The sequence below is a fragment of the Parvibaculum sp. genome, assembly GCF_045863935.1.
Lineage (GTDB): Bacteria > Pseudomonadota > Alphaproteobacteria > Parvibaculales > Parvibaculaceae > Parvibaculum.
The window spans coordinates 35,297-59,950 of the sequence record NZ_BTVP01000019.1 but is presented as its reverse complement, the minus strand read 5'-3'; the positions used below and the strand labels follow the sequence as shown (position 1 = coordinate 59,950).

22 protein-coding genes are annotated in these 24,654 nt (G+C 62.8%); 18 read left to right on the top strand and 4 right to left on the bottom strand.

What is annotated here, in order from left to right:
• Window positions 1-21: 21 nt before the first annotated feature.
• The 4 genes from ACKUUH_RS09940 to ACKUUH_RS09925 all read right to left on the bottom strand — a co-directional run bounded on the left by ACKUUH_RS09940 (window position 22) and on the right by ACKUUH_RS09925 (window position 4,262).
• The gene (locus ACKUUH_RS09940; protein ID WP_407949754.1) at window positions 22-870 is read right to left on the bottom strand and encodes an outer membrane lipoprotein-sorting protein; all 849 of its coding nucleotides are present in this window, start codon (window positions 868-870) and stop codon (window positions 22-24) included.
• 63 nt (window positions 871-933) lie between these two features.
• Window positions 934-3,273: an efflux RND transporter permease subunit gene (locus ACKUUH_RS09935; protein ID WP_407949753.1), complete on the bottom strand. Its 2,340-nt coding sequence runs from the start codon at window positions 3,271-3,273 to the stop codon at window positions 934-936.
• A 28-nt stretch (window positions 3,274-3,301) separates the two neighbouring features.
• Window positions 3,302-3,955: a TetR/AcrR family transcriptional regulator gene (locus tag ACKUUH_RS09930; RefSeq protein ID WP_407949752.1), complete on the bottom strand. Its 654-nt coding sequence runs from the start codon at window positions 3,953-3,955 to the stop codon at window positions 3,302-3,304.
• A 118-nt stretch (window positions 3,956-4,073) separates the two neighbouring features.
• Window positions 4,074-4,262: a DUF3008 family protein gene (locus ACKUUH_RS09925; protein WP_407949751.1), complete on the bottom strand. Its 189-nt coding sequence runs from the start codon at window positions 4,260-4,262 to the stop codon at window positions 4,074-4,076.
• 286 nt (window positions 4,263-4,548) lie between these two features.
• On the opposite strand from ACKUUH_RS09925, the gene ACKUUH_RS09920 reads away from it, so the two are divergent.
• From ACKUUH_RS09920 to ACKUUH_RS09835, 18 genes are all read left to right on the top strand, one after another.
• On the top strand, window positions 4,549-5,931 hold the full coding sequence (locus ACKUUH_RS09920; protein ID WP_407949750.1) for an aromatic ring-hydroxylating oxygenase subunit alpha: 1,383 nt from the start codon (window positions 4,549-4,551) through the stop codon (window positions 5,929-5,931).
• Window positions 5,931-6,494, top strand: a complete 564-nt coding sequence (locus ACKUUH_RS09915; RefSeq protein WP_407949749.1) for an aromatic-ring-hydroxylating dioxygenase subunit beta — start codon at window positions 5,931-5,933, stop codon at window positions 6,492-6,494. Before ACKUUH_RS09920 ends, ACKUUH_RS09915 begins: the two co-directional genes overlap by 1 nt.
• A gap of 33 nt (window positions 6,495-6,527) precedes the next feature.
• Entirely contained in the window at window positions 6,528-7,373 is an 846-nt protein-coding gene (hcaB, locus tag ACKUUH_RS09910; protein ID WP_407949748.1) for a 3-(cis-5,6-dihydroxycyclohexa-1,3-dien-1-yl)propanoate dehydrogenase, read from the top strand.
• The gene (locus ACKUUH_RS09905) at window positions 7,370-8,245 is read left to right on the top strand and encodes a VOC family protein (RefSeq protein ID WP_407949747.1); all 876 of its coding nucleotides are present in this window, start codon (window positions 7,370-7,372) and stop codon (window positions 8,243-8,245) included. Before hcaB ends, ACKUUH_RS09905 begins: the two co-directional genes overlap by 4 nt.
• 61 nt (window positions 8,246-8,306) lie before the next feature.
• Complete coding sequence (locus tag ACKUUH_RS09900) at window positions 8,307-9,158, top strand: alpha/beta fold hydrolase (protein WP_407949746.1); 852 nt, start codon at window positions 8,307-8,309, stop codon at window positions 9,156-9,158.
• Window positions 9,148-9,927 carry a 2-keto-4-pentenoate hydratase gene (locus tag ACKUUH_RS09895; protein WP_407949745.1) on the top strand — a complete coding sequence of 260 codons (780 nt, stop codon included), beginning with the start codon at window positions 9,148-9,150 and terminating at the stop codon, window positions 9,925-9,927. The genes ACKUUH_RS09900 and ACKUUH_RS09895 overlap by 11 nt, the downstream gene beginning before the upstream one ends.
• Before the next feature lie 8 nt (window positions 9,928-9,935).
• Entirely contained in the window at window positions 9,936-10,883 is a 948-nt protein-coding gene (locus ACKUUH_RS09890) for an acetaldehyde dehydrogenase (acetylating) (RefSeq protein ID WP_407949744.1), read from the top strand.
• Window positions 10,880-11,911: a 4-hydroxy-2-oxovalerate aldolase gene (dmpG, locus tag ACKUUH_RS09885; protein ID WP_407949743.1), complete on the top strand. Its 1,032-nt coding sequence runs from the start codon at window positions 10,880-10,882 to the stop codon at window positions 11,909-11,911. Before ACKUUH_RS09890 ends, dmpG begins: the two co-directional genes overlap by 4 nt.
• A gap of 78 nt (window positions 11,912-11,989) precedes the next feature.
• A complete protein-coding gene (locus tag ACKUUH_RS09880) occupies window positions 11,990-12,937 on the top strand; it encodes an AraC family transcriptional regulator (RefSeq protein ID WP_407949742.1) in 948 nt (315 codons plus the stop codon).
• A 115-nt stretch (window positions 12,938-13,052) separates the two neighbouring features.
• The gene (gene mobA, locus ACKUUH_RS09875; protein ID WP_407949741.1) at window positions 13,053-13,661 is read left to right on the top strand and encodes a molybdenum cofactor guanylyltransferase MobA; all 609 of its coding nucleotides are present in this window, start codon (window positions 13,053-13,055) and stop codon (window positions 13,659-13,661) included.
• A gap of 103 nt (window positions 13,662-13,764) precedes the next feature.
• A complete protein-coding gene (locus ACKUUH_RS09870) occupies window positions 13,765-14,358 on the top strand; it encodes an ANTAR domain-containing response regulator (protein WP_407949740.1) in 594 nt (197 codons plus the stop codon).
• Between the two features lie 312 nt (window positions 14,359-14,670).
• Window positions 14,671-15,888: a hypothetical protein gene (locus ACKUUH_RS09865; RefSeq protein ID WP_407949739.1), complete on the top strand. Its 1,218-nt coding sequence runs from the start codon at window positions 14,671-14,673 to the stop codon at window positions 15,886-15,888.
• A gap of 34 nt (window positions 15,889-15,922) precedes the next feature.
• A complete protein-coding gene (locus ACKUUH_RS09860) occupies window positions 15,923-17,338 on the top strand; it encodes a CmpA/NrtA family ABC transporter substrate-binding protein (protein WP_407949738.1) in 1,416 nt (471 codons plus the stop codon).
• A gap of 11 nt (window positions 17,339-17,349) precedes the next feature.
• Entirely contained in the window at window positions 17,350-18,246 is an 897-nt protein-coding gene (gene ntrB, locus ACKUUH_RS09855) for a nitrate ABC transporter permease (RefSeq protein ID WP_407949736.1), read from the top strand.
• Window positions 18,247-18,252: 6 nt separating this feature from the next.
• Window positions 18,253-19,053 carry an ABC transporter ATP-binding protein gene (locus ACKUUH_RS09850; RefSeq protein ID WP_407949735.1) on the top strand — a complete coding sequence of 267 codons (801 nt, stop codon included), beginning with the start codon at window positions 18,253-18,255 and terminating at the stop codon, window positions 19,051-19,053.
• Window positions 19,054-19,055: 2 nt separating this feature from the next.
• Window positions 19,056-21,509, top strand: coding sequence for a nitrite reductase large subunit NirB (nirB, locus tag ACKUUH_RS09845; protein ID WP_407949734.1), 2,454 nt, complete (start codon window positions 19,056-19,058; stop codon window positions 21,507-21,509).
• A gap of 5 nt (window positions 21,510-21,514) precedes the next feature.
• The gene (gene nirD / locus ACKUUH_RS09840; RefSeq protein ID WP_407949733.1) at window positions 21,515-21,850 is read left to right on the top strand and encodes a nitrite reductase small subunit NirD; all 336 of its coding nucleotides are present in this window, start codon (window positions 21,515-21,517) and stop codon (window positions 21,848-21,850) included.
• A gap of 20 nt (window positions 21,851-21,870) precedes the next feature.
• The gene (locus ACKUUH_RS09835; RefSeq protein ID WP_407949762.1) at window positions 21,871-24,537 is read left to right on the top strand and encodes a molybdopterin-dependent oxidoreductase; all 2,667 of its coding nucleotides are present in this window, start codon (window positions 21,871-21,873) and stop codon (window positions 24,535-24,537) included.
• Window positions 24,538-24,654: the final 117 nt, after the last annotated feature.

Genomic DNA, 24,654 nt, shown 5'->3' with positions numbered 1-24,654 from the left:
GCGTTCAAGCCTCATTTTCGCTCAGCGGGCGCGCTTGAGCGCGTTGGTGCTGAAGTCGTTCTGCGTCAACCCGTTGCCGAAGCTGTATTGTTCCCAGGTCAGCCGGGTCGATTTCCCCGTGACGACGTTCTCCATGAAGAGATCATGTGCGCGCCAGAACTTGTCCTTATAGAGACGGTAATCGTCGAATGTAAGGGTCTTCAGAAGTTGATCCTTGCGGTCGAAGTACTCGATCCGGCGCGGTTGATAGTCGGTCGTGTCTGTCCATACGGTCTGGCGCGTATATCCCGAATGCTCGTATTCGGGGTAGCGTTCGGTCACATGACAGGTGCGGTCGGCCACAGGCGCAGGACAGGCCTCGTCTCTCAGCCATTTGTAGCTGTACTTGCCGACTTCGGTGGACGAGAAGTCCTCGAATGCAAATTCGCTGCCCATGAAGGGGCCGGATTTGTTGACCGAGGAAATGCGCTTCACGCGTTTGACGGCCGGCAGGTACATCCACTGATCGTCCGGCTCGAGAATTTTCGCATAGGTGAGCAGCGCCGTGCCGTCCACATCGCGCGGCTTGTCGAAGACGTTCAGCGTCCAGTCGCCTTCCTCGGCATTCGAATTCTCGAGCGTCATGGAACGCAATTCGCGCTCGCTTGTCTCACCGTAGGCATTCTCGAGGATCATCTTCATCGAGGCCTTGGTGTCGCCGAAGCCTTGATTGCTGCGATCGGTCGCTTCGGCGATCGCAAGCCCCCTGGCGGCGGGATCGTCGGGCAGGGACACGCTGCCGGCCGCGCGAACGGTGGCGGGCGCCAGCATCAGTGCGGCGAGAGCGACGGCCGCCACGACGCGGCCACGAGGTAGGTCTTGTATACGCATTTGATCCTCCAGTTTATCCCTGCTCTCCGGTAGAGAGATTTTGTCCTATTGGCGTGGCCCGGTCTATTCCGCCGGAGACGTTGCCGCCGCATCCGCCGGCGCGACCGCATTCTTGCGGCGGTCGACCGTGATGAGCAACGACGGCAGAAGAAGGAAGTCGATAACGAGCGCCACGGCGACGGTCAGCGCCACCATGATGCCCAGCATCGCGTTCACCTTGAACGGTGACAAGGCCAGAATGGCGAAGCCGACGACCAGAACGAAGGTCGATACCCAAAGCGCGGTGCCGACCGTCGAGAAGGCGTAACGCACGCTGTCTTCCGGCGATTTGCCCTGTTCGATGCTCGCTCTGCGGTACTTGGAGAGAAAGTGCACTGTTGCATCGACGATGAGACCGAGCGCTGTCGCGATCACGAAGGTGGACCAGAAGCCGACTTCAGCCGTGAACAGGGCGAGGATGCCAAACGACACGAGCGGCGGCGTCAGGTTCGGGACGAGGCTTATCAGTCCAAGCTTGAGATTACGGAGAGCCAGCATCAGGCAAGCCGAAATCAGAATGAGCGCGATCGCCGTTCCGGTCGTCATGGAGTTGAAATTATTGCGCCCGATGAACGCAAACATGACGGACTGCCCGGCCGGATAGGAATACATATGTTCCGGTGCGTTTTTCCTGAGCCACGCATCGGCCCGGTTGATGAGGTCCTGCATCTGGGCGGTCGATACATCGGTCAGCGTCAGCGTGAGTTTGGTGGACGATTTGTCCACGTTGATCTGGTCGTTGAGGTCGAGCCCGTAAGGAAGCGACATCTCGTAGAGGAGCAGGAACTGCGCCGCCATTTGCCGGTCGTCCGGCACGCGGTAGTAGCTCTCGTCGTCGCCATGCATGCTCTTGTTGATGCGCTTCATGACGTCGGAGAAGGTCGAGACATGAACGACCTCCGGTTGCTCCCGGAACCAGTTCGCAAATTCTTCGAGCTTCGCCACGTATTCCGGATTGGAAACGCCACCGGTTTCGCCGGAGGAAAGCGAATAACTGATCTGGTAGATACCGGTGAGGTGATCTGCCGCCCAGTCGGAAGCGACCCGGAACTCCATCCTGTCGTCGAAATAGGTCACGAAGCGGTCATTGAACGTGAAGCGCGGCAGCAGCGTCGTGAATCCGACGATGACGACGGCCGTGGCGACCAGCAGCATGCGGCGATTGCCGATCACGAATTCGGCGAAGCGCTCCATGAACTCGCTTTGCCGTGTCAGTGTACCCTGTGCCTTCATCGGCAGGATGGCGGCGATTGCCGGCAGCAGCGTTACCGACAGGACCCAGGCGATCACCGCACCGGCCGCTGCCGTGTTGCCGAGATCGCGGAAGGGCGGGGCATCCGAGAAATTGAGGCTCGCAAAGCCTATCGCCGTCGTCACGCTGGTCAGGAAGACAGGCCCCCAGTTGACGCGCAGGCTTTCCACGATGGCGTCGAACTTTTCCCGGCCTCGCCGCATCTCGACAAGCATTGTCACGAGAATGTGGATCGAGTCGGCCACGGCAATGGTGAGAATGATGGTCGGCGCGCCGGAGGAGGGCGGCGTGAGCTTGACGCCGAACCAGCCCATGACGAGCCCCATGGCCGCCGCCGCAGACAGCGTGACCACCATGATGGTGGCGATGGTGCCCGGGATCGAACGGGTGAGGAAATAGACGGTCAGCGCCAGCACCAGATACATGGCCGGCGTCAGCGTTTTCAGATCCCTTTGAGCCGCTTCCGAAAAGGAACTGGACAAGGCGACGGAGCCGGTCAGTTCAAAGCGGATTTCGGGATGCTTCGCCCGCATGTCGGCGAGCAGTTCGCGTGCATAGGTCATGACGCCGGACGTCGCAACCTGGTCGTCGCGCGGCATCTTCAGCGTCGCGACGATCGCCGTCGTCGTTTCGTCGTCCGAAATGAGACGGTTTGCGATGACGGGTTCCCCGAGTGCGATGGCGCCCACCGCATCGGCCTGCGCCTGTGTGAGGGCTTGCGGGCTCTCGACAAGGTCGCGCACCGTCAGGTCGTCGTTCTCTGCGCGGGTATGCTGGTAGTTCGTGAGGCTGTCGACGCGGATCGAAAAGGGCGTCTGCCAGGCGCGCTCGGTGATCTCCTTCACGATGGCAAGGCGTTCAGGCGTGGTGATCTTGCCCTCGTTCGGACGAAGCACCCAGAGCAGCGTGTCGGGACTGGTATAGGTTCGCTCCAGCCGCTCGAAGGCCTGGAGGTTCGGATTCTGTTCGGTGAAGAAGTACCGGTAGTCGTTGGAGAATTCAATGAAGCGCCCGCCGCTGGCGAGAAACAGCGCGCCTGCGATAGCCGCCAGAACCACGAACCAGCGAAGCTTCACAACAAGCCTGCCGTAAGCCACCACCCAATTGTTCATGAGCCTCACTCCCAACGCCCTGCGGACACTATGGCCGCAGGCTTTCCAGGTAATCGAAGAATGCTGTAGCGGCCGACAGCCCGACATTTCTGTCCTGCGTCGCCTTGATCATGCTTGTGACGCCCTGATGGCTCGCGACAACGAGTGTCGCGACGCATTCGGGGTCGATATCCTTGCGTACCGTGCCCTTTGCCTGCCCCCTCACGAGGGCGGCTGCGATTGAGCCGCGCCACCGGTTGAACAGTTCCGTGAAATAGGACTGGAAGTCCTTGTCGATCCCCGACATTTCCTGCGAAAGGTTCTGGAACGGACAGCCGCGCAGCGGGGCGATGCCCAATTCCTCATTGGCGTACCGTTTGATGATGAGGCGGATCGAGGTGAGCGGATCGTCCGTGCTGGCGAGCGGCTTGATCCATGTCTGATCGATATGCGCGCCCATATGCTCCGCGACGGCGGCAAGGCCGAGCGCGTGTTTGTCGGGGAAATGATGGTAGAGCGAACCTTTGGTGCAGCCGGCCTTCCGGATGATCTCGTTCAAGCTGGCAGAGCGGAACCCTTGTTCGTAAATCTCGAAAAAGGCGGCATCGAGCAGGGCCTGGCGCGTACGGCTGCCGCGGGCAAGCCGCCCATCATGGACCGCCGTTGCCGCTGGAAGGTCTGTTTTCTCGAGGTTTTCCGCCATTTTTTATATAAACCGACCAGTTGGTATCTTTTATGAATAAACCGGTGCCTCGTCCCGGTCAAGTCCCCACTGGTGCGGTACGGCTGATCGGCGTCCAACCCTGCGAATGGCCAGGCCGCTATTTCTTGCTCTTCTTCTGCGGCTTGCCCTTCCGCTTCGTCGAAGCCATTTCCTCGAGTTCCTTCTTGCTCATGGACGCGGCCATGGACTTCGAGGCGCCTTTGAGTTCGCTCTTCTTCTTGTCACCGCGCTTGGCGGCAAGCGCCGCTCCCGCGGCCATCTGCTGGGATTTCGACTTCGCGGGCATGGAAAGCTCCTCTTCTTGATGAGTGGGGAACGATGGAACGTGTTGAGCGCCAGTTTGGTTCGCTCCACGGAGGGACCTCTCCGGCTTCTCCCAAATCAGACGAAATCGCGCGGTATCTGTTCCTGCCCGCTTGGCATAAGCGCCGAACGCTCCACATTTCCGGACGAATTATCAATTTTTATGGACGGGGTGGTTACGCGTATCCGCCCTGCCTCCTGCATCCTTTCCGCAACGAGCCGCCGCCGGCGTGAGCCGAAGAGCGGACATGAGGAGGAGGGAGAATTCCATGGATTTGGTGCAAGAGCCGGGGAGTGTTCCAGACAAGTCCGAAATCAGGTCCTGCTTCGATCCGCAGAGTGGAACGCTGGACCGGCGGGTCTTTGCCGACCAGGCGCTTTACGACCTGGAGATGAAGAATATCTACGCGCGCGCATGGAACTTCATGTGCCACGAAAGCCATATCCCGAATCCAGGCGACTACTTCATCAACTATATCGGCGAGGACCAGGTCATCGTCGTCCGCGACAGGCAGGGCGAGGTGCAGGTGCTCCTCAATACCTGCCGTCATCGTGGCAACGCGCTTTGCCGCGCCGAACAGGGCAACGCCAAATCGTTCGTCTGCTCCTATCACGGCTGGAACTACGACCTGAACGGCGACCTGATCGGTGTGCCGGGCCTGTCGTCCTACTACCGCAAGGACTTCGACAAGTCGCAATGGGGCCTCGCCAAGGCGGCGCAGGTCGATCACTTCCATGGCTTCTACTTCGCGACGCTCGATCCCGCCGCGCCGCCGCTTCACGATTATCTCGGTGAGGTCGGTCGCATCGGCCTGGGGCTCCTCGTTGCCAACGGCCCGGTCGAAGCCGTGGACGGCGTCCAGAAGAACGTCATCGACTGCAACTGGAAGATCGCCGTCGATAATCTGTTCGACTGGTATCACGTGCAATACAGCCATGCTTCCGCAGGCATTGCGGGCTTCATGGACCTCGCGGCAATCCTGCATCCGAACAACCAGATAGTGATGTTTGGAGAATACGGGCACGCAATCAGCGGCCCGGTCATTCCCGAGGAAAGGCAGGCGGAAATCGACGCTATGACGGATGAGGAGCGGCTTGCCGTCGTGGCGGAGGGAATGCTCAAGAATCCGGACAAGCCCGTGGCACCGCCGCGCCCCAGCGCCGCGCGGGACCTGCTCGGCCCCACCGGCGTGCGCTGCATGGGCCATCCCAACATCTTCCCGAACCTCTGGGTCTCGACGAACGGCACGCAGCTTTCGCTGCGCCTGCCGCGCGGACCTTTCGCAACGGAAATCTGGTGGTTCACCTTCCTGCCCAAGGGTTTGCCCGAGGAGATAAGAAAGAAGCAGATCGCCTTCAACGCGCATCTCTTCGGCCCGGCCGGCATGCTCGAGCAGGACGATGGCGAAAACTGGAGCCAGAGCACGCGTACCTCGCGCGGCGTGGTCTCGCGGAGCTATCGCCACCACCTCGCGATGGGCCTCGGCCATGACGAGGTCATGACCGACGCCGCAGGCGCCGCGCGCGTCGAAACCGCGATCAGCGAACATGCGCAGCGCTGGCTCTACCGCAACTGGATGGACTGGATGACGGCCGACGACTGGGCGGACCTGAAGGCCAACCGTTCTCCGGTCCCGCAGGGGAGGGTGTGATGTCGCAGGTAAAGACAGAGCAGGCCGAAACGGCCGGTCCCGACGCTCTTTCCTTTCAGCAACGCATGGAGCTTCAGTTCGAGATCGAACAGTTCCTCTACGCGGAAGCCGCCATGATCGACGGGCGCGCATACCGGACCTGGCTCGACCTCTGGACGGAGGATTGCACCTACTGGATGCCGATCCGGCGCACGGTGACGCTATCGGATATCGACCGCGAGTTCACGAAACGCGGCGACATGTCCTTCTACGACGATGGCAAGGCAGCGCTTGCCATGCGGATTGCCAAGATGGAGTCGGGTTCGTCCTGGTCGGAAGATCCGCCGTCACGCACGCGCCATATCGTGAGCAACGTGCGGATCATGGAAGTCGAAGGCAACGAGATCGGCGTGGAGGTGGCCTTTCTGCTCTACCGCAGCCGCCTCAACACCGAGGAGAGCATGTGGGTCGGCCGGCGGGTGGACAGGCTGAGGCGTGTCGACGGCGCGCTGAAGCTTTGCGGGCGGGAAATCTATCTCGACCAGACGCTCATTCGCGCGACCAACATGAGCACGCTGTTCTAGGCGGCATCGGAATTCCAACGAGCGGGGAGGCTCATGGGAGTTTTATCGGGAGAGGTCGCTCTCGTTACAGGGGGCGGGTCCGGACTTGGCCGCGCGATCGTCGGCAGGTTCGTCGAGGAAGGCGCGCGGGTGGTCGCGTTCGACCGCTCGGCTGAAAGGCTTGCCGCGCTTCGGGACGAGTATGGCGAAGCGGTTGCGACACATTCGGGCGATGTGCGTTCGCTCGACGACAACAAGGCGGCCGTTTCGCTCGCCGTGGAACGCTTCGGCAAGCTCGACTGCGCGATCGGCAATGCCGGCATATGGGATTACAGCGTCACGCTGGACGAGATGGCGGAGGAGCAGATCGGCGGCGCCTTCGACGAACTCTTCGGCATCAATGTGAAGGGCTACCTGCTGCTCGCGAAAGCCGCGCTTCCGGCCCTTGTCCGGTCCGGCGGTTCGCTCGTCTACACTGTCTCCAATGCCGGCTTCGATCCGGCGGGCGGCGGCGCGCTTTACACGGCCTCCAAGCATGCCGTCGTCGGGCTGATCCGCCAGCTTGCTTTCGAGTTTGCGCCGGTGGTGCGCGTGAACGGCGTCGCGCCCGGTCCGATCGACACTGATCTGCGCGGTCCAACCGCACTCGGTCTCTCCGAAACGGCCATCAGCAGCGTCGATCTTCCGAAGGTCGCAGCTCCGGTCGTGCCGCTCGGACGAGTACCGGCGACCTCGGAATATGCGGGCTCCTATGTCTACTTCGCCTCGCGCAGGGACAGCGCTCCGGCGACGGGCGGCGTTCTCATCTGCGAGACAGGCATCGGCGTCAGAGGAATAGGCGTCGTCTCGGCGGGGACGGGACTTGCGGCGAAATACGGAAACGGGAAGGCAACATCATGAGCGTGGCATCGCTGGGCTATATCGGTTTCGAGGTGAGCGACCTCAAGGCGTGGGACAATTACATGACGGGCTTTCTCGGGCTCATGCCGGGGCGAAGCAACGGCGCGTCGGCGCGCTACCGGATGGACGACCGCGCGTTCCGCCTCCAGATCGACGAGGGAAAGGCGGACGACATTTCCTTCATCGGTCTTGAGGTTGAGACCTGGGAGGGGATGCAGGCGCTGCGCGAGAAGCTGGACAAGGAAGGCGTCAAATACGCGCCCGCCTCCGACAATCTGAAGGCGGAACGCGGAGTGCGCGATCTCATCGTGCTCACCGACCCCGCCGGGCTTCAGATCGAGATCTATGTCGGGGCGACGGCGCTCACCAGCGTGCCGTTCAACTCGCCCGCGGGCGTGTCGGGCTACCTCACCGGCGAGCAGGGCGCGGGACATGTCGTGCTGGCGTCGGAAAAGATGGACGAGGTGCGCGACTTCTACACGCGGCTTCTCGGCTTCAGGCTTTCCGACACGATCGGCATCGCCATCGCGCCGGATTTCACGCTGACGCTCGAGTTCTATCACTGCAATCCACGCCACCACACGCTGGCGCTGGCGCCCATGCCCGCGCCCAAGCGGCTGCATCATTTCATGGTGGAGATGGCGACGATGGACGATGTCGGCTTCGCGATGGACCGCGTCGAGAAATGCGGCGTGAAGCAGACCATGACGCTCGGCAAGCACAGCAACGACCAGATGATCTCCTTCTACGCGGCAACCCCCTCGGGCTTCGAGGTGGAAGTCGGGACCGCAGGCATCGCCGTTCACGATGAGGTCTGGCGCGTCACCCATCATGAGGTCACGAGCATGTGGGGCCACAAGCGCTGCAACTGAATGGCCGCGACGGCCGCAAGAAACTCAAAAGAATCCAGAAATTTTGTCGACAGGAGAGGATATGAGCGTCACCGAAGAAAGCACGAGCCGGTTCGTTACCGTCAACGGCGTGAAGATTCACTACAACGAGGCGGGCTCGGGCCCAGCGCTCGTTCTCATTCACGGCGGCGGCCCGGGCGCGAGCGGCTGGTCGAACTACAACCGGAACATCGAGGTGCTTTCGCGCAGCTTCCGCGTGATCGTTCCCGATCTGCCGGGCTTCGGCAAATCGGACATCAAGCCGAAGGGCAGCGCCATGCCGGCCTGGTATGCGACCAAGATGGGCGAGCTCCTCGACGAACTCGGCATCGAGAAGGCGCATTTCGTCGGCAATTCGCTGGGTGGCATGGTGACGCTGCGCCTGGCGATGGACCGGCCGGAAAAGGTCGCTCGCATGGTGCTCATGGGGCCGGGCGGCAGCATTCCGATGTTCAGCCAGTTTCCGACCGAGGCAATCAAGACGCTCCTGTTCTTCTATGATGGCCCCGGACCCTCGATCGAGCGCCTGCGCGGCTTCGTCAAGGACTTCGTCTACGATCCCACGCAGATCACGGAGGAGCTTCTCGAAGGCCGTATGAAGACGGCTCTCCAGCCTCATATCGTCGAGACGCCTCCGATGCGCCCCGATCCCAAGGCGCTGATGGAGCCCGTTTGGTCCGATCCGCGCCTCGCTTCCCTCAAGCACGAGACGATGATCATCTGGGGGCGCGAGGACAAAGTCATGCCGATCGACATGGCGTTTCCGCTGCTCAAGCAGATTCCGCGCGCACGGCTCTTCGTGCTGCCGCAATGCGGACATTGGGCGCAATGGGAGCATGCCGACGAGTTCAATCGCGTAACGGCCGATTTCTTCGGAGCGGCCGATGCCGCTTGATCTGGGCGCGATAGCGGCCGCCCTGGCCGAGGCGCGGCGTAACCGGACCCCCATACCGCCGGTTACCGAAACCTCCCCCGGTTTCGACGTCGCCTCGGCCTACGCCGTCCAGGACATCAATACGCGGCGGCGTCTCGCGGCAGGCGAGCGGATCGTCGGCCGGAAGATCGGGCTCACATCGCCCGCCGTGCAGGCGCAACTCGGTGTAAGCGAACCCGACTACGGCATGCTGTTCGACGTGGACGACGCGAGCGACGCGGCATTTATGGCGGTGGCGGATATGATGCAGCCGAAGGTCGAGGCGGAAATCGCCTTCGTCCTCGACAAGCCGCTCAAATCCGCGACCCCCTCCATCGGCGAGATCGCCGCGGCAATCGGCTATGCGGTGGCGGCGGCGGAGATCGTCGACAGCGCCATCGCCGACTGGCGGATCACGCTGGCGGATACGGTGGCGGACAACGCATCCGGTGCGAAATTCGTACTCGGCAAGGACCGGCGGAAGCTTTCGGAAATCGACCTGCATCTCGGCGGCATGGAAATGCGTCTCGGCGAGCGGCAGGTGTCGGTGGGCGTGGGCGCCGCCTGCCTCGGCAATCCGTTGAACGCGGCCCTGTGGCTCGCGCGGAAGATGGCCGAAGTCGGCCGTCCGCTGGAGGCAGGCGACATCGTGCTTTCCGGCGCCCTCGGTCCCATGGTGAATGTTGCCGCGGGCGACAAATTCACCGTTCACGTGCAGGGGTTCGAGCCCTTGCATGTCTCTTTCGCCTAGGAGGGCGCATGGCCGGAGACAGGGAGAAGGTTCGCGCGGCGATCATCGGTTCGGGCAATATCGGCACCGACCTGATGATCAAGATCATGCGCCTCTCCAAATCGCTGGAGATGGCGGCGATGGTGGGCATCGATCCCGAATCCGACGGGCTTGCCAGAGCTGCGAGGCTCGGCGTTGCCACGACGGCGCAGGGTATCGAAGGGCTCTTGGCGATGCCGGAATTCGAGAGCATCGGCATCGTCTTCGACGCGACATCGGCAGGCGCGCACAGGCACCACAACGACATGCTGCAGGCGCATGGCAAGCAAGTGATCGATCTGACGCCTGCCGCCATCGGCCCCTATGTGGTGCCGAGCGTCAATCTCGACGGCTTCGCAAACGAGCGGAACCTGAACATGGTCACTTGCGGCGGACAGGCAACGATTCCCATGATCGCCGCCGTCAGCAGCGTATCGCCCGTGTTGTACGGTGAGATCGTCGCTTCCATCGCGTCGAAATCCGCCGGTCCCGGCACGCGCGCGAATATCGACGAGTTTACGGAGACGACGTCACGGGCCATCGAAACCGTTGGCGGCGCCAGGCGCGGCAAGGCGATCATCATTCTCAATCCGGCCGAACCGCCGCTCATCATGCGCGATACGGTGCACTGCCTGTGCGACGATGCCGACCCGGCGAAGATCGTCGCGGCCATCGAGAAGAAAGTTGCCGAGGTTCAGGCCTATGTGCCGGGCTATTGCCTGAAGCAGGCCGTGCAGATCGAGAAAGTAGGCGGCAACAACCCGCTTTACCTGCCGGACATGGACCGCGCCTTCACCGGTCTCAAGGTGAGCATCTTCCTCGAGGTCGAAGGCGCCGGTCACTACCTGCCGCCCTATGCCGGCAACCTCGATATCATGACGTCGGCCGCGCTGCGCACGGCGGAAGCTCTCGTTCAGAAGTGGCAGGTGGCGGCATGAACGTCCCCGACCGTCTTTACATTCAGGACGTGACGCTGCGCGACGGAATGCACGCGATCCGGCATCAATATTCTCTCGACCATGTGCGCGCCATCGCCCGCGCGCTGGACGATGCGGGGGTGGATGCCATCGAGATTGCGCATGGCGACGGGCTTTCGGGGTCGAGCCTCAATTACGGCTTCGGCGCCTGCACCGACTGGGCGTGGATCGAAGTGGTTTGCGACGTCGTCAAATCGGCTGTCGTGACGACGCTGCTCCTGCCGGGCATCGGGACCATCGAGGATCTGCGCCGGGCGCACGGCATGGGCGTGCGCTCCGTTCGCATCGCAACGCATTGCACCGAAGCGGACGTTGCGCGGCAACACATAGAGTCGGCGCGCAATCTCGGCATGGATGTCTCCGGCTTCCTGATGATGAGCCACATGTCGCCGCCGGAAGCGCTGGCGAAGCAAGCAAAGCTGATGGAGAGCTACGGCGCCCATTGCGTCTATGTGACGGACAGCGGCGGCGCCATGACGATGGACGACGTTGCCGCCCGCCTGCAGGCTTATGACAGGGTGCTGAAGCCGGAAACGCAGCGCGGCATCCATGCGCACCACAATCTGAGCCTTGGCGTGGCGAACTCGATTGCCGCCGTTCAGAACGGTGCCGTCCGCGTCGACGCATCGCTCACCGGCATGGGCGCGGGCGCGGGGAATGCGCCGCTCGAAGTCTTCATCGCGGCGGCCGACCGCTATGGCTGGAAGCATGGCTGCGACCTGCTCGCGCTGATGGACGCAGCCGAGGATATCGTCCGGCCCTTGCAGGACCGGCCGGTGCGCGTCGACAGGGAAACGCTGAGCCTTGGCTATGCCGGCGTCTATTCGAGCTTCCTCCGCCACGCCGAAGCGGCATCCGAGAGATACGGGGTCGATGTTCGCAGGATACTGCTGGAAGCCGGGAAACGCGCTATGGTTGGCGGTCAGGAAGACATGATCGTGGACATAGCCCTCGATCTCGCGCGGCAGGAAGACACGAACGCAGGTTGATCAACCCGGTCGGGAACCTACTCACGTATGGCCGATAGAACAGGAGCCGAAGCGAACGGCTTTCGATCGCTCGGGAGCATGGATGCCAGCGACATTCGCGCCGACGTGCGAATGGACGGTGTCTATTTTTTTCGCTCGTTCGCTTCATATCCTGTCAACAAGCGTCTCGATCCCGGCGACTTCTCCTATTGCTTTATGGTGCGCCGGGGGAATTTGCGATTGACGACCGACTTTCCCGAACCGAAAAGCATCGATCTCGCGCCCGGCGCCATCGTAGGCATCAGCGGGCTCGCGCCGCACCGCATTCATTCGATCCAGGACCCTGCGGAAGTCGCTGCGCCGGACGGTTTCCCGCACGTACCCATTTCCGAACAGATCGATGCGGGCAGCGACGTCGAACTCCTGCTAGGTGTCGTGCCGTCCGAGAATATGGCCCTCGGTAATCTCATCATCGGTCCGATCTATCTGAGTGAGGAATCGTCACCCGAGTGCGCACGCCGTATCTGGAAGGCAGCGGAAATGCTCGACGAGGAATTCGTCGGCGCCAGTCATGAATATGGACAGGCGATCATCATACGGAGAATTGCCGAAATCATCGTGATCAACATGACGCGCTCGATCCTCGAAAATCGAGGTAATGGAGATGGCCCAGAGATCGGCATGATGAAGAGCAGGGGCATCATCAAAGCCATCCGGGCATTTCTGGATGCACCGCTCGATGACTGGAGTATCGACCGGCTGGCGCGCATGGCCGGCATGTCGCGCACGAAATTCGCCGAAGACTTCCGGCGCATCGTCGGCCGCACGCCGATGCAGACGCTCGCGCGCATGCGCCTGACGCTTGTGACGCGAAAGATGCTCACGGAGGATCTCTCGGTGGAAGAGGCGGCCGACATGGCCGGCTATAGCTCGTCTGCGGCCTTCATCCGCGCCTTCAGCCGGGAGTTTGGCGTAACACCGCTGCGTTGGCGCAAGTTGCAATCGGCCGATGACGGAATCGAGAAAGACCGGAAGCCTCCGCTCTGAATTCCTTTTCGACGTTTCCCGGTCTGCCCTGCAACGACAGCTGTATTGATCTTCCCGGCGCGATAGGTGTTACTGGGTTGTCGAGGGACATGGTCCGGGCGATTCAGGAAAACCGATGCGTGGTGTCATCGTCGCTGGAGGAAACGCGTTGCGAATGGGCGGGCTGGAGAAGCCGCTCGTTCTCCTCCGTGGTCGTCCGTTGATTGACCACGTCATTGAACGTGTCCGTCCGCAGGTCGAGACGCTCGCTCTCAATGCGAAGGATGAGGCCAGCGCTCTCTATCGTGACACGGCGGCGCGGGAGTTTCCGGTACTGGCCGACAGGCTCGGCGGCGAAGCGGGACCGATCGGCGGCGTCCTCGCGGGACTTGACTGGGCCGCCAGTTGTGGTCCCGACTGGCTGGCAACTTTCCCGGCCGACACACCCTTCCTACCGCTTGATCTTGTCGAAAGGCTTGTTGCGCAGGCGGGCTCCGGCGCGCCGGTCGTTGCCATCACGCGGGAAAAGGTGCAGGGACTCTGCGCGATATGGCCGGTGAGTTGCCGTGTTGTGCTGGAAGATGGAATTAGGGCCGGCCGATACCGCAGCCTCTGGTGGACGCTCGACGATCTTGGCGCGGAGCGTTGCCACTTCGAGGATCCCGACGCTTTTTTCAACGTGAACACAGAGGAGGATCTCGCCGACGCCGAGCGCCTGGCGAAGGCTGCGAAAAATTCTGTATGAGCGCTGCCGGCGCTGTCTGGAATGAAACTTGCTGCGGGATCTGCCGGGCCATCTTGGCGGCTCGCCTCCTGTGTAACAGGTGATACAGGAACCGGTGCGGAAAGTGGACAGCGCCAGACCGCTCAAAATCCTCATCATCGACAGCAACGACGACCGCGCCGCAGTCGTCGAGGCCGGGCTCGCGGGCTATGGCGATGCGCAGATTCTTCGTATGGGACTGCTGACCGACCTCGTGCGGAAGATCGAGGAAATCCAGCCCGATGTCGTCGTCGTCGATGTCGATTCACCCGACCGCGACACGCTCGAAAACATGCGCAGCGTGTCGGATGTCCTACCTCGCCCGATCGTCATGTTTGTGGAGGAAAGCGAGGCATCGCTTGCCGAAGAAGCGCTTCGTGCGGGCGTCAGCGCCTACATCGTGGACGGTTTGAGTGCGAAGCGCGTAAAGCCGATCCTCGATGTTGCGATGTTGCGCTTCAAGGTCTTCCAGAAGATGCGCGAAGAGCTCGACAAGGCGAAGTCCGACCTCGCCAGCCGCAAGATCGTGGAGCGCGCCAAGGGCCTTCTCATGGAGCAGCGCAAGCTTTCCGAGGAGGATGCCTACAAGCTCCTGCGCAATACGGCGATGAAGGAGGGAAAGTCGATTCTCGACATCGCCGACAGCCTCATCTCGATCTCGCGAATGCTCAAGGGCTAGGCAAACCCTGTTCGCATCGTAATCATCCGGTTGAATTTTTGTGCAGTGCAAACAAAAATTACCCTTTAAAATCAAAACACTATTGCGCTCTCGGGGCGTTTGCATATCCTTCATGACAGTGAGCGCGCGGGGGTAACCGGCAGCGCTCCCCGCACAGGGCCAATGGCGGCCCTTGCGGACATAGCGGGTCAATGGCGGCCCACTCCAGACAATGGCGTCTGTTTCGGCGAGCGATCGCTGGACAGGCGCTTTTTTTGTTTCAGCGCGGCTCTGCCGCAAAGCAAGGGTGGCTGACGAATGGAATCCAGGGGCATGAGGATATCCGCTTTGGGGGCGGCGTTTGTATTGCTTGCCGCGACGGGCGGTGCCGCTTCGGCGGAAGAAGATCTGGGTGATGCCCTCCTGAACGGAAAGCCCATTATTGATCTTCGCGTGCGTTACGAGCATGTCGAACAGGACGGCGTGGCGAATAACGCCAATGCCTATACGGGCCGCGCGCGTCTCGGCTACGAAACCGGATCGTTCCACGGCTTCTCGGCTCTGACGGACTTCGACCTCATCGGTCATGCCGGGCCGGAAGACTATAACGACACGATCAACGGGCGCACGTCCTACCCCGTGGTGGCGGACGCGGATACGGCGGAATTGAACCGTCTTCAGATCGCCTATGCCGGCTTGCCGGACACGGTGGTCACGCTCGGCCGCCAGCGTATCATCCTCGGCAATGCGCGCTTCGTCGGCAATGTCGGCTGGCGGCAGAACGAGCAGACCTTCGACGCCCTGCGCGTGGTCAATTCGAGCATCGACGGGCTCGAGCTCGGCTATGCCTATGTCAACCGCGTGAACCGCGTCTTCGGCGAGGACAGCCCGGCGGGCCGGTTCCGCGGCGACAATCACCTCCTCAACGCGGACTACACCGGCTTCGGCAACGTCACGCTGGGCGCTTACGCCTATTTGCTCGATCTCAACGAAGCGCCGGTCCTGTCGACAGAAACGTACGGCTTGCGCGTTTCCGCCCCCTTCACGCTCGCGGAGAACACGAAGGTCACCCTGAACGGCGAATATGCGTGCCAGCATGACCGCGCCGGCAATCCCCGTTCGATCGATCTCGACTATGCACTCGCCGAGGCGGCGTTTTCCTGGGCGTCTCTCGGGCTGACGGCGGGATATGAGGTGCTGGAGGGCGACGGTGTCACGGGCTTCTCGACACCGCTGGCCACGCTCCACGCCTTCAACGGCTGGGCCGATACTTTCCTGGCGACGCCCGCTGCCGGCCTCGAAGATCTCTATGTCGGTGCGACCTACGCGATCGCCGGCATCCCCGCCATCGAGAAGCTCGTCATCGGCGCGACCTGGCATGACTTCTCCGCCGAACGCGGCGGCGCCGATTTCGGCAGCGAGCTCGACATGGTGGCGAACTTCGTCCTGACGAAGAGCCTCTCGCTCAATCTGAAATTCGCAAGTTTCGACGGCGATGGCGGTTTCGCAAGCCGCGACAAGAGCTGGGTCTCGCTGACCTACGCCTACTGACATGCACCCGCGCAATCCCAGTAAGGAGTCCGCCATGAAGGACAAGACCGGCAAGGAACCGAAATCCATCGACCGCCGCAACCTGCTCAAGTCGGGCGGAAAGCTGATTGGTGCGGCGACGTTGATGAAGGCCGCAACCGCCCTCGTTCCGGGTGGTGCCTGGGCGGCCGGCAGCGAGGGGCTCGAAAAGACGGACCTCACGCTCGGCATCATTCCGCTGACCGATTGCGCGCCGCTCGTCATCGCGCATGAAAAGGGCTATTTCGCGAAACACGGCATCAAGAGCCAGATTTCGAAGGAAGCCTCCTGGGCGAACATCCGTGACAAGGTCTCGATCGGCGCGCTCGACGCGGCGCATATGCTCGCCGGCATGCCGATTGCCTCCTCCCTCGGCATCGGCGCCATCAAGAAGCCGACCATCACCTCCTACTCGATGGACTTGAACGGAAACGGCATCACCGTCTCGAACGAACTCTACGACCGCATGGTCGAGGCGGACCCCGAAGCGATGGCCGAGCGCCCGCTCTCCGCCCGCGCCTTGAAAAAGGTGATCGACGCAGACAAGACGGCCGGCAAGAACGCCATGACCTTCGCCATGGTCTTCCCGGTTTCGACCCATAACTACGAAATCCGCTACTGGATGGCGGATGCAGGCATCAATCCGGACAGGGACGTCCGCCTCATCGTCATTCCGCCGCCCCAGATGGTCGCGAACCTCACCGCGAAAAACATCGACGGCTATTGTGTCGGCGAGCCCTGGAACGAGCGCGCCGTCATCGCGGGCATCGGCAAGACGCTCATCACCAACCATGAAATCTGGAACAACAATCCGGAGAAGGTCGTCGGCGTCAATCTCGACTGGGCGGAAAAGAATCCGAACACGCATATGGCGATGATCCGCGCGCTGGTCGAGGCGGCGCAGTGGATGGACCAGACCGAAAATCGTCTCGAAGTCGTCGAGATCATCTCGCGGAAGTCTTATGTCAACGCACCGGTCGATGTCGTGAAGATGTCGATGACTGGCACCTTCCGCTACGCGATCGACGAAGAGCCGCGCCCGATGCCGGATTTCAACGTCTTCTATCGCTATGCGGCGACCTTCCCCTGGCGTAGCCATGCGGTGTGGTTCATGTCGCAAATGGTCCGTTGGGGCCAGATCGAAGAGCCTCTCGATGTCGTCAAGGCGGCAAGCGAAATCTACCGGCCGGACATTTATCGCGAAGCGGTGAAAGGGCTCGGCATTCCCGTCCCCACCATCGACATGAAGACCGAAGGAACGCATGCCGAAGGATGGACGCTCGCGGAGGCGACGAGCCCGATTGCCATGGGCCCGGATCGCTTCTTCAACGGCGACGTCTTCAATCCGGGGAAGGTGCTCTCCTACATCGACGATTTCGAAGTGAAGAACCTCGCCTTCGCGATGGACGAATTCTCGAAGCTCAACACGTGAGGAGGTGGCGGATGAAAACGGCAGCACTCGCCATTGTCGAACCCATGGAGGAATCGCCGGCTGAAATGCGGGAAACTCACGAGCCGGTTCCGCCGGAGCGCGAAACGATGCGGCACGAGCCATCGAGGCTCGAGAACGCCTTGCGGCCCGTGCTCCTGCCAGCCATCACCTTTGCGCTCGTCCTGCTCGGCTGGACGATCATGCAGGCGGCCTTCGTGCCCGCTTTTCCGGATGTTCCGGCGGTCTGGAACAAGGCGGTCGAGATTTTCTCCGACCCGTTCTACGTCTACGGGCCGAACGACATGGGCATCGCCTGGCAGGTCATGTACTCGCTGGGCCGGGTTCTCGCGGGCTTCTTCCTCGCTCTTGCCGTCGGCATCCCGGCGGGTTTCCTCATCGGCGCGAACAAGACGTTCGAGCAGGCCTGGATGCCGCTCATCGCCATCCTGCGCCCGGTGAGCCCGCTCGCCTGGCTGCCGATAGGGCTGCTCGTCTTCCGAGCGGTCGACCCATCCGCCATCTTCGTCATCTTCATCACGAGCATCTGGCCCGTGATCCTCAACACGGCGGCGGGCGTGAAAGCGATCCCGCAGGACTATCTGAACGTCGCGCGCGTGCTGAATTTCAACCGCCGCGAAATGGTGACGAAGATCTACGTGCCGGCAACGCTGCCCTACATGCTGACCGGCATGCAGCTTTCGCTCGGTACGGCATGGATGGTCATCGTCGCCGCCGAAATGCTGACCGGCGGCATCGGCATCGGCTTCTACATCTGGGACGAATGGAACAACCTTTCCGTCCCCTCGATCATCGTCGCCATCGTCATCATCGGCTGCGTCGGCATCATGCTCGAAACGGGCATGGGTTTCGTCCGCCGCCGCTACGACTACACCGGCAAGAAGGAGTAGCGACCCATGACGGAACGAAATCAGATTCTGCGGATCAGCAAGCTCGGCAAGACCTTCGACACGCGCTCGGGCATGTTCGAGGCGCTGCGCGATGTCGATCTCTCGATCCATGAAGGCGAGTTCGTCTCCGTCATCGGTCATTCGGGCTGCGGCAAGTCCACGCTGCTCAATCTCGTCGCGGGCCTCGAAATGGCGACGCTCGGCGGCGTCTTTCTCGAAGGCAGGCTGGTCGACGGGCCGGGTCCGGAGCGGGCGGTGGTCTTCCAGAACCATTCGCTGCTGCCCTGGCTTACCGTTTACGGCAATGTCCGTCTCGCGGTCGACAAGGTTTTCGGTGGCCGCAAGACTTCCGCCGAACGCGACGGCTGGACGCGCGAAATGCTCGACCTCGTCAACATGGCGCATGCGGCCGAAAAGCGTCCGTCGGAAATCTCCGGCGGCATGAAGCAACGCGTCGGCATCGCCCGCGCGCTTGCCATGGAGCCGAAGGTACTGCTTCTCGACGAACCCTTCGGTGCGCTCGACGCGCTCACCCGCGCGCAGCTCCAGGACAGCGTGATGGAAATTCACGCCCGCCTCGGCAATACGGTTGTCATGATCACGCATGACGTGGACGAAGCCGTGCTGCTCTCCGATCGCATCGTGATGATGAGCAATGGCCCAGCCGCCGGCATAGGCGAGATTCACGACGTCGCGCTGCCGCGCCCGCGCCGGCGGCTCGAACTCGGCGAGAACGCGGACTATCTCGCCGCGCGCTCAGCCGTGATGCGTTTCCTCACCCGCAACCGCACGGACAAGGCGGCCTGACCATGACGAAAAGGCGGAAACTCATCGTCGTCGGAAACGGCATGGCGGGCTGCCGTGCGGTCGAAGAGCTGCTCGCTCTCGCACCGGATCGCTACGAGATCGAGATCTACGGCGCCGAACCGGAGGTGAACTACAACCGCATCATGCTCTCCCCCGTCCTCGCCAGAGAAACGAGTTTCGATGAAATCGTCATCAATGAGCGAGGGTGGTACGAGGAGAACGGCATCGCGCTTCGAAGCGGTGAGGAAGTCATCGCGATCGACGCCGCCTCGCGGACCATCGCCACGGACAAGGGCGCGCGTTCTTCCTACGACCGGCTGCTGATCGCCACGGGCTCGCTGCCCTTCATCCTTCCCGTGCCCGGCGCGGCGCTCGATGGCGTCATCGCCTTCCGCGACATTGCCGATGTGCGCCGGATGATCGCGACGGCGGAAGGCGGCGGCCGCGCCGTCGTGATCGGCGGCGGGTTGCTCGGCCTCGAAGCGGCAAATGGCCTTCGCACCCTTGGCATGCAGGTCTCGGTCATCCATCTCATGGACACGCTGATGGAGCGCCAGCTCGACGAGGCAGCGGGCTTCCTCCTGCGCCGCGAGCTCGAGATGCGCGGCATCGAGGTGCTGACGGGCGCACAGACCGAAGAGATCGCCGGCACGGGCCATGTCGAAGGCGTGCGCCTCAAGGACGGGCGCCTCGTGTCCGCCGATCTCGTCGTCATGGCGGCGGGCATCCGCCCGAACATCGCGCTCGCCCGCGACGCCGGGCTCGCCTGCAACCGCGGCATCGTCGTCGACGACTTCATGCGCAGCTCCGATCCCGCGATCCTCGCCGTGGGCGAATGCGTGGAGCACCGGGGGCAGGTCTACGGCCTCGTCGCCCCCATCTGGGAGATGTGCCGCGCGGCCGGCGCCACGCTCGCGGAAGAGGAAGGCGAGGGCTACCGGGGGTCCGTCACCAGCACCAAGCTCAAGGTGACGGGCGTCGATGTCTTTTCGGCGGGCGATTTCGCGAGCGGCGACGACAGGGAGGACATCGTCTTCCGCGATGCCGCGCGCGGCGTCTACAAACGCCTCGTCATCTCGGAAGATCGCGTCATCGGCGCCGTTCTCTATGGCGATACGCAGGACGGAAGCTGGTACTTCAATCTTCTGCGCGAGAAGGAGAACATCGCCGAACGCCGCGAAACGCTGATCTTCGGGCCCGCGCTTGCCGGTGCCTCCCAGGACCCTAATGCCGCCGTTGCCGCGCTGCCCGACACAAGCGAAATCTGTGGCTGCAACGGCGTCTGCAAGGGCGCGATCGTGAATGCGATCCGGGAGAAGGATTTGACGACGCTCGATGGTGTGCGCGCCCACACCAAGGCGTCCGCCTCCTGCGGTTCCTGCACCGGGCTTGTCGAAAAACTGATGGCGCTCACCCTGGGCGATACCTACAACCCCGCCGCCGTCGAGCCGATATGCGCCTGCACAGATCTCGGTCACGATGAGGTTCGCCGTCTCATCAAGGCGAAGGAGCTCAAGACCATCCCGGCCGTGATGCAGGAACTCGAATGGAAAACCTCCTGCGGCTGCGCGAAGTGTCGCCCGGCGCTCAACTATTATCTCGTCTGCGACTGGCCGGACGAATATGCCGACGACTATCAGTCGCGTTTCATCAACGAGCGCGTCCACGCCAATATCCAGAAGGACGGCACCTATTCCGTCGTGCCGCGCATGTGGGGCGGCATGACGAGCGCGAAGGAGCTGCGCGCCATCGCCGATGTCGTGGACAAGTTCGCCATTCCCGCCGTGAAGGTCACGGGCGGCCAGCGCATCGATATGCTGGGCATAGCCAAGGAAGACCTGCCGGCCGTCTGGGCCGATCTCGGCAAGGCCGGCTTCGTCTCCGGCCACGCCTATGCCAAGGGGCTCCGCACGGTGAAAACCTGCGTCGGCACGGACTGGTGCCGCTTCGGTACGCAGGATTCGACTGGTCTTGGGATCCGCATCGAGAAATTCATGTGGGGATCGTGGACGCCCGCCAAGGTCAAGATGGCCGTCTCCGGCTGTCCCAGGAATTGCGCGGAGGCGACCTGCAAGGATGTCGGTGTCATCTGCGTCGACTCCGGCTACGAGATCCAATTCGCGGGCGCCGCGGGCCTCGACATCAGGGGAACCGAGAAACTCGGCCTCGTAAAGACCGAGGACGAGGCGCTTGAGCATGTCGTGGCGCTCGTCCAGATGTACCGTGAACAGGCGCGTTATCTGGAGCGCATCTACAAATGGGCGAAGCGCATCGGCTACGACGAAATCCGCCGCCAGATCATGGACGATGACGAGCGCCGCAGATCCCTGTTCGATCGCTTCGTCTTCTCGCAGAAATTTGCGCAGGTGGACCCCTGGTCCGAGCGCGTCTCGGGCAAGCACAAGCATGAGTTCAGGCCCATGGCCGAAATCGGTTTTCCCCGGGCAGCGGAGTGAGCGCGATGGCGAGCTGGATCGAAATTGGCAGACTGTCGGACATTCCGCCGCGCGGCGCGCGCTGCGTGACGACGCCACTGGGGCGCATCGCCATTTTCCGGACGGCAACGGACGACTTCTACGCGATGGAGGATCGCTGCCCGCACAAGGGCGGCCCCTTGAGCCAGGGCATCGTTCATGGCGCGGCCGTTACCTGTCCCTTGCACAACTGGGTGTTCTCGCTTGAAACCGGCGCCGCGCTCGGCGCGGATGAGGGATCGGTGCGCACCTTCGCGCTGAGGCGGGAAGGGGAAAAGATATTGATGGATGTCGATCTCATGGCCTCCGTCGCGGCGGACTAGAAGGCGCCGGCGTGCGGCATATGAAAATGATGAAGCAGCCTCTCGCGAAAACCACCTGCCCCTATTGCGGGGTCGGCTGCGGCGTCACTGCCCCCCGCGGGGCCGCGAGAGGAGCCCGCATTTCCGGAGACGTCTCGCACCCGGTAAATGCGGGCCGCCTCTGTTCCAAGGGCTCTCTTCTCGGGGAGACGACGGGTCTTGAAGGCCGCCTGCTTCATCCGATGAAGAAGGGCGCGCGAATCGGTTGGGACGAGGCGCTTGACGGGATCGCCGCGAAATTCGCCGCCATCGTCGATGCGCATGGACCCGACGCTGTCGCCTTCTATGTCTCGGGACAGCTCCTCACCGAAGACTATTACGTTGCCAACAAGCTGATGAAAGGCTTCATCGGCAGCGGCAACATCGACACGAATTCCCGCCTTTGCATGTCGTCTGCCGTCGCCGCGCACAAGCGCGCTTTCGGCGAGGATGTCGTGCCCGGCTGTTATGAGGACTTCGAGGAGGCGGACCTCGTCGTGCTTGTGGGCTCCAACACGGCATGGTGCCACCCGATCCTCTATCAGCGGCTGCTCGCGGCGAGAGCTGAGCGCGGCACGCGCCTCGTCGTCATCGATCCGCGCCGCACCGCGACCTGCGACGATGCCGACCTGCACCTTCCGATTGCGCCGGGCGCCGATCTCGCTCTCTTCAATGCGCTCTTCTGCGAAATCGCAGCGCGCGGTGCCGCCGACCCGGCCTACGTCGCAAATCATACCGAGGGCCTTGAGGAAGCGCTCGCCGCCGCGCGTGAAGGTCACCGATCCGTTGAGGCTGCGGCGGAAGCCTGCGGCATCGATGCGCGCGACCTCGAAACCTTCATCCGCTGGTTCGCGGAAACGGAGCGTGTCGTCACTGCCTTCTCGCAAGGGATCAACCAATCGAAGACAGGTGTCGATCAGGCCAACGCCATCGTCAATTGCCATCTTCTCACCGGCCGCATCGGCAGGCCCGGCATGGGCCCTTTCTCCATCACCGGCCAGCCGAACGCGATGGGCGGGCGCGAGGTCGGCGGTCTTGCAAACCAGCTCGCCGCCCATCTCGATTTTTCGGAGGAGGGCTGCTCCACGCTCTCCCGCTTCTGGCAGACGGATCGCATCGCGACGTCGCCTGGCCTCAAGGCGGTCGATCTCTTCGACGCCGTCGCGGCGGGGCGCGTGAAGGCGCTCTGGATCATGGCGACGAACCCTGTCGTAAGCCTGCCCAATGCGGAACTCGTGCGCCGCGCGCTTCAGACCTGCGATTTCGTCGTGCTCTCGGACTGTGTCGCGAACACGGACACCGCCGCCTGCGCGGACGTTCTTCTGCCCGCCGCCGCTTGGGGCGAAAAGGATGGCACGGTCACGAATTCGGAGCGCCGCATTTCTCGCCAGCGCGCCTTCATGACACCACCCGGCGAGGCGAAGCCTGACTGGTGGATCGTCAGCGAAGTCGCCCGGCGCATGGGGTTTGCCGATGCCTTCCCTTATCGCGGCCCGGCGGACATCTTTCGTGAACACGCACGTCTTTCCGGCTTCGAAAACGATGGCGCGCGCGTCTTCGACATTTCCGCTCTCTCCGATGTAAGCGACGCAGACTACGAAGCGCTTGCGCCTGTCCAGTGGCCGGTGAGGGCGTCGGGCGGCACACCGCGTCTGTTCGGCAACGGCCTCTTTCCCACGCCGTCGGGCCGCGCCCGCTTCGTGGCCTCGATGCCGCCTCTCCCCGCGACGCGACGGGGCGCTTTCCCGTTCACACTGAATAGCGGCCGCCTGAGGGACCAGTGGCACACCATGACGCGCACGGGCCTTTCCCCGGTGCTCGGCTCCAATGCGCCGGAGCCCACGGCTGAAATTCACGAGGCGGATGCCCGCGCCGCCGGCATCGAGGATGGCGGCTTCATGCGTATCGTCACGGCCTATGGTTCCGCCGTCTTCCGCGCGCATGTGAGTGCCGGGCAGCGCCAGGGCTCGCTTTTCGTGCCGATCCACTGGTCGGCGGCAAACAGCGCCGGCAGCGGCGCCGGACGCGTGGCGCATCCCGAACGCGATCCCCTGTCGGGCCAGCCCGCCTTCAAGCACACACCCGCCCGCGCCGAGCCCGTCATTCCGCAGTGGCGCGCGTTCTTTCTGTCGCGGCGGAAAATTCCGGCTCCCGCCTGTGGCTATTGGACGGTCCGCCGCGTCGAGGGCGGCTGGCTCTATGAGCTCGCCGGTCTGGCCGCGGAGGATACGCCGCCTGACATCGACACTCTTGCGCCGCCGCCCGACGCGGAATGCGAGCGGATCGAGATGCGCGACGTCGCTGGTGGAGCGCTCCGTCAGGCAAGGATGCAGGACGGCCGTCTCGCCGACTGCCTGATGCTGACGCGAAGCGGCTTGCTTCCCCCGCGCGACTGGCTGGTCGGCCTCCTCGCCGCCGAAACCCTCGGTGCTGAGGAGCGCCGCGCCCTGCTCGCGGGCCGCCCGGCAGAGGGGGGAGTGAAAGGCGAGGGACGCATCGTCTGCGCCTGCATGGGCGTACGCTCCGGCGCGATCCTCGCTGCGATTGCCGACGGCGCGCGCGATGCCGCCGCCGTCGGCGAAAAAACAGGCGCGGGCACGAATTGTGGCTCCTGCCGCTCGGAGATCCGCAATCTGATCGAACAGGTCGAAAGGACCGAAGCGGCGTGACCGGAAGTCATCGCGAAAAAAGGGGAGTTGACAAAAATGTAATGTAATATACATTACACAAAGTGCCGTCCCGGTCATGGCTCCCCCGCCATGTGCGCGCATCTCCCCACCTCCTCT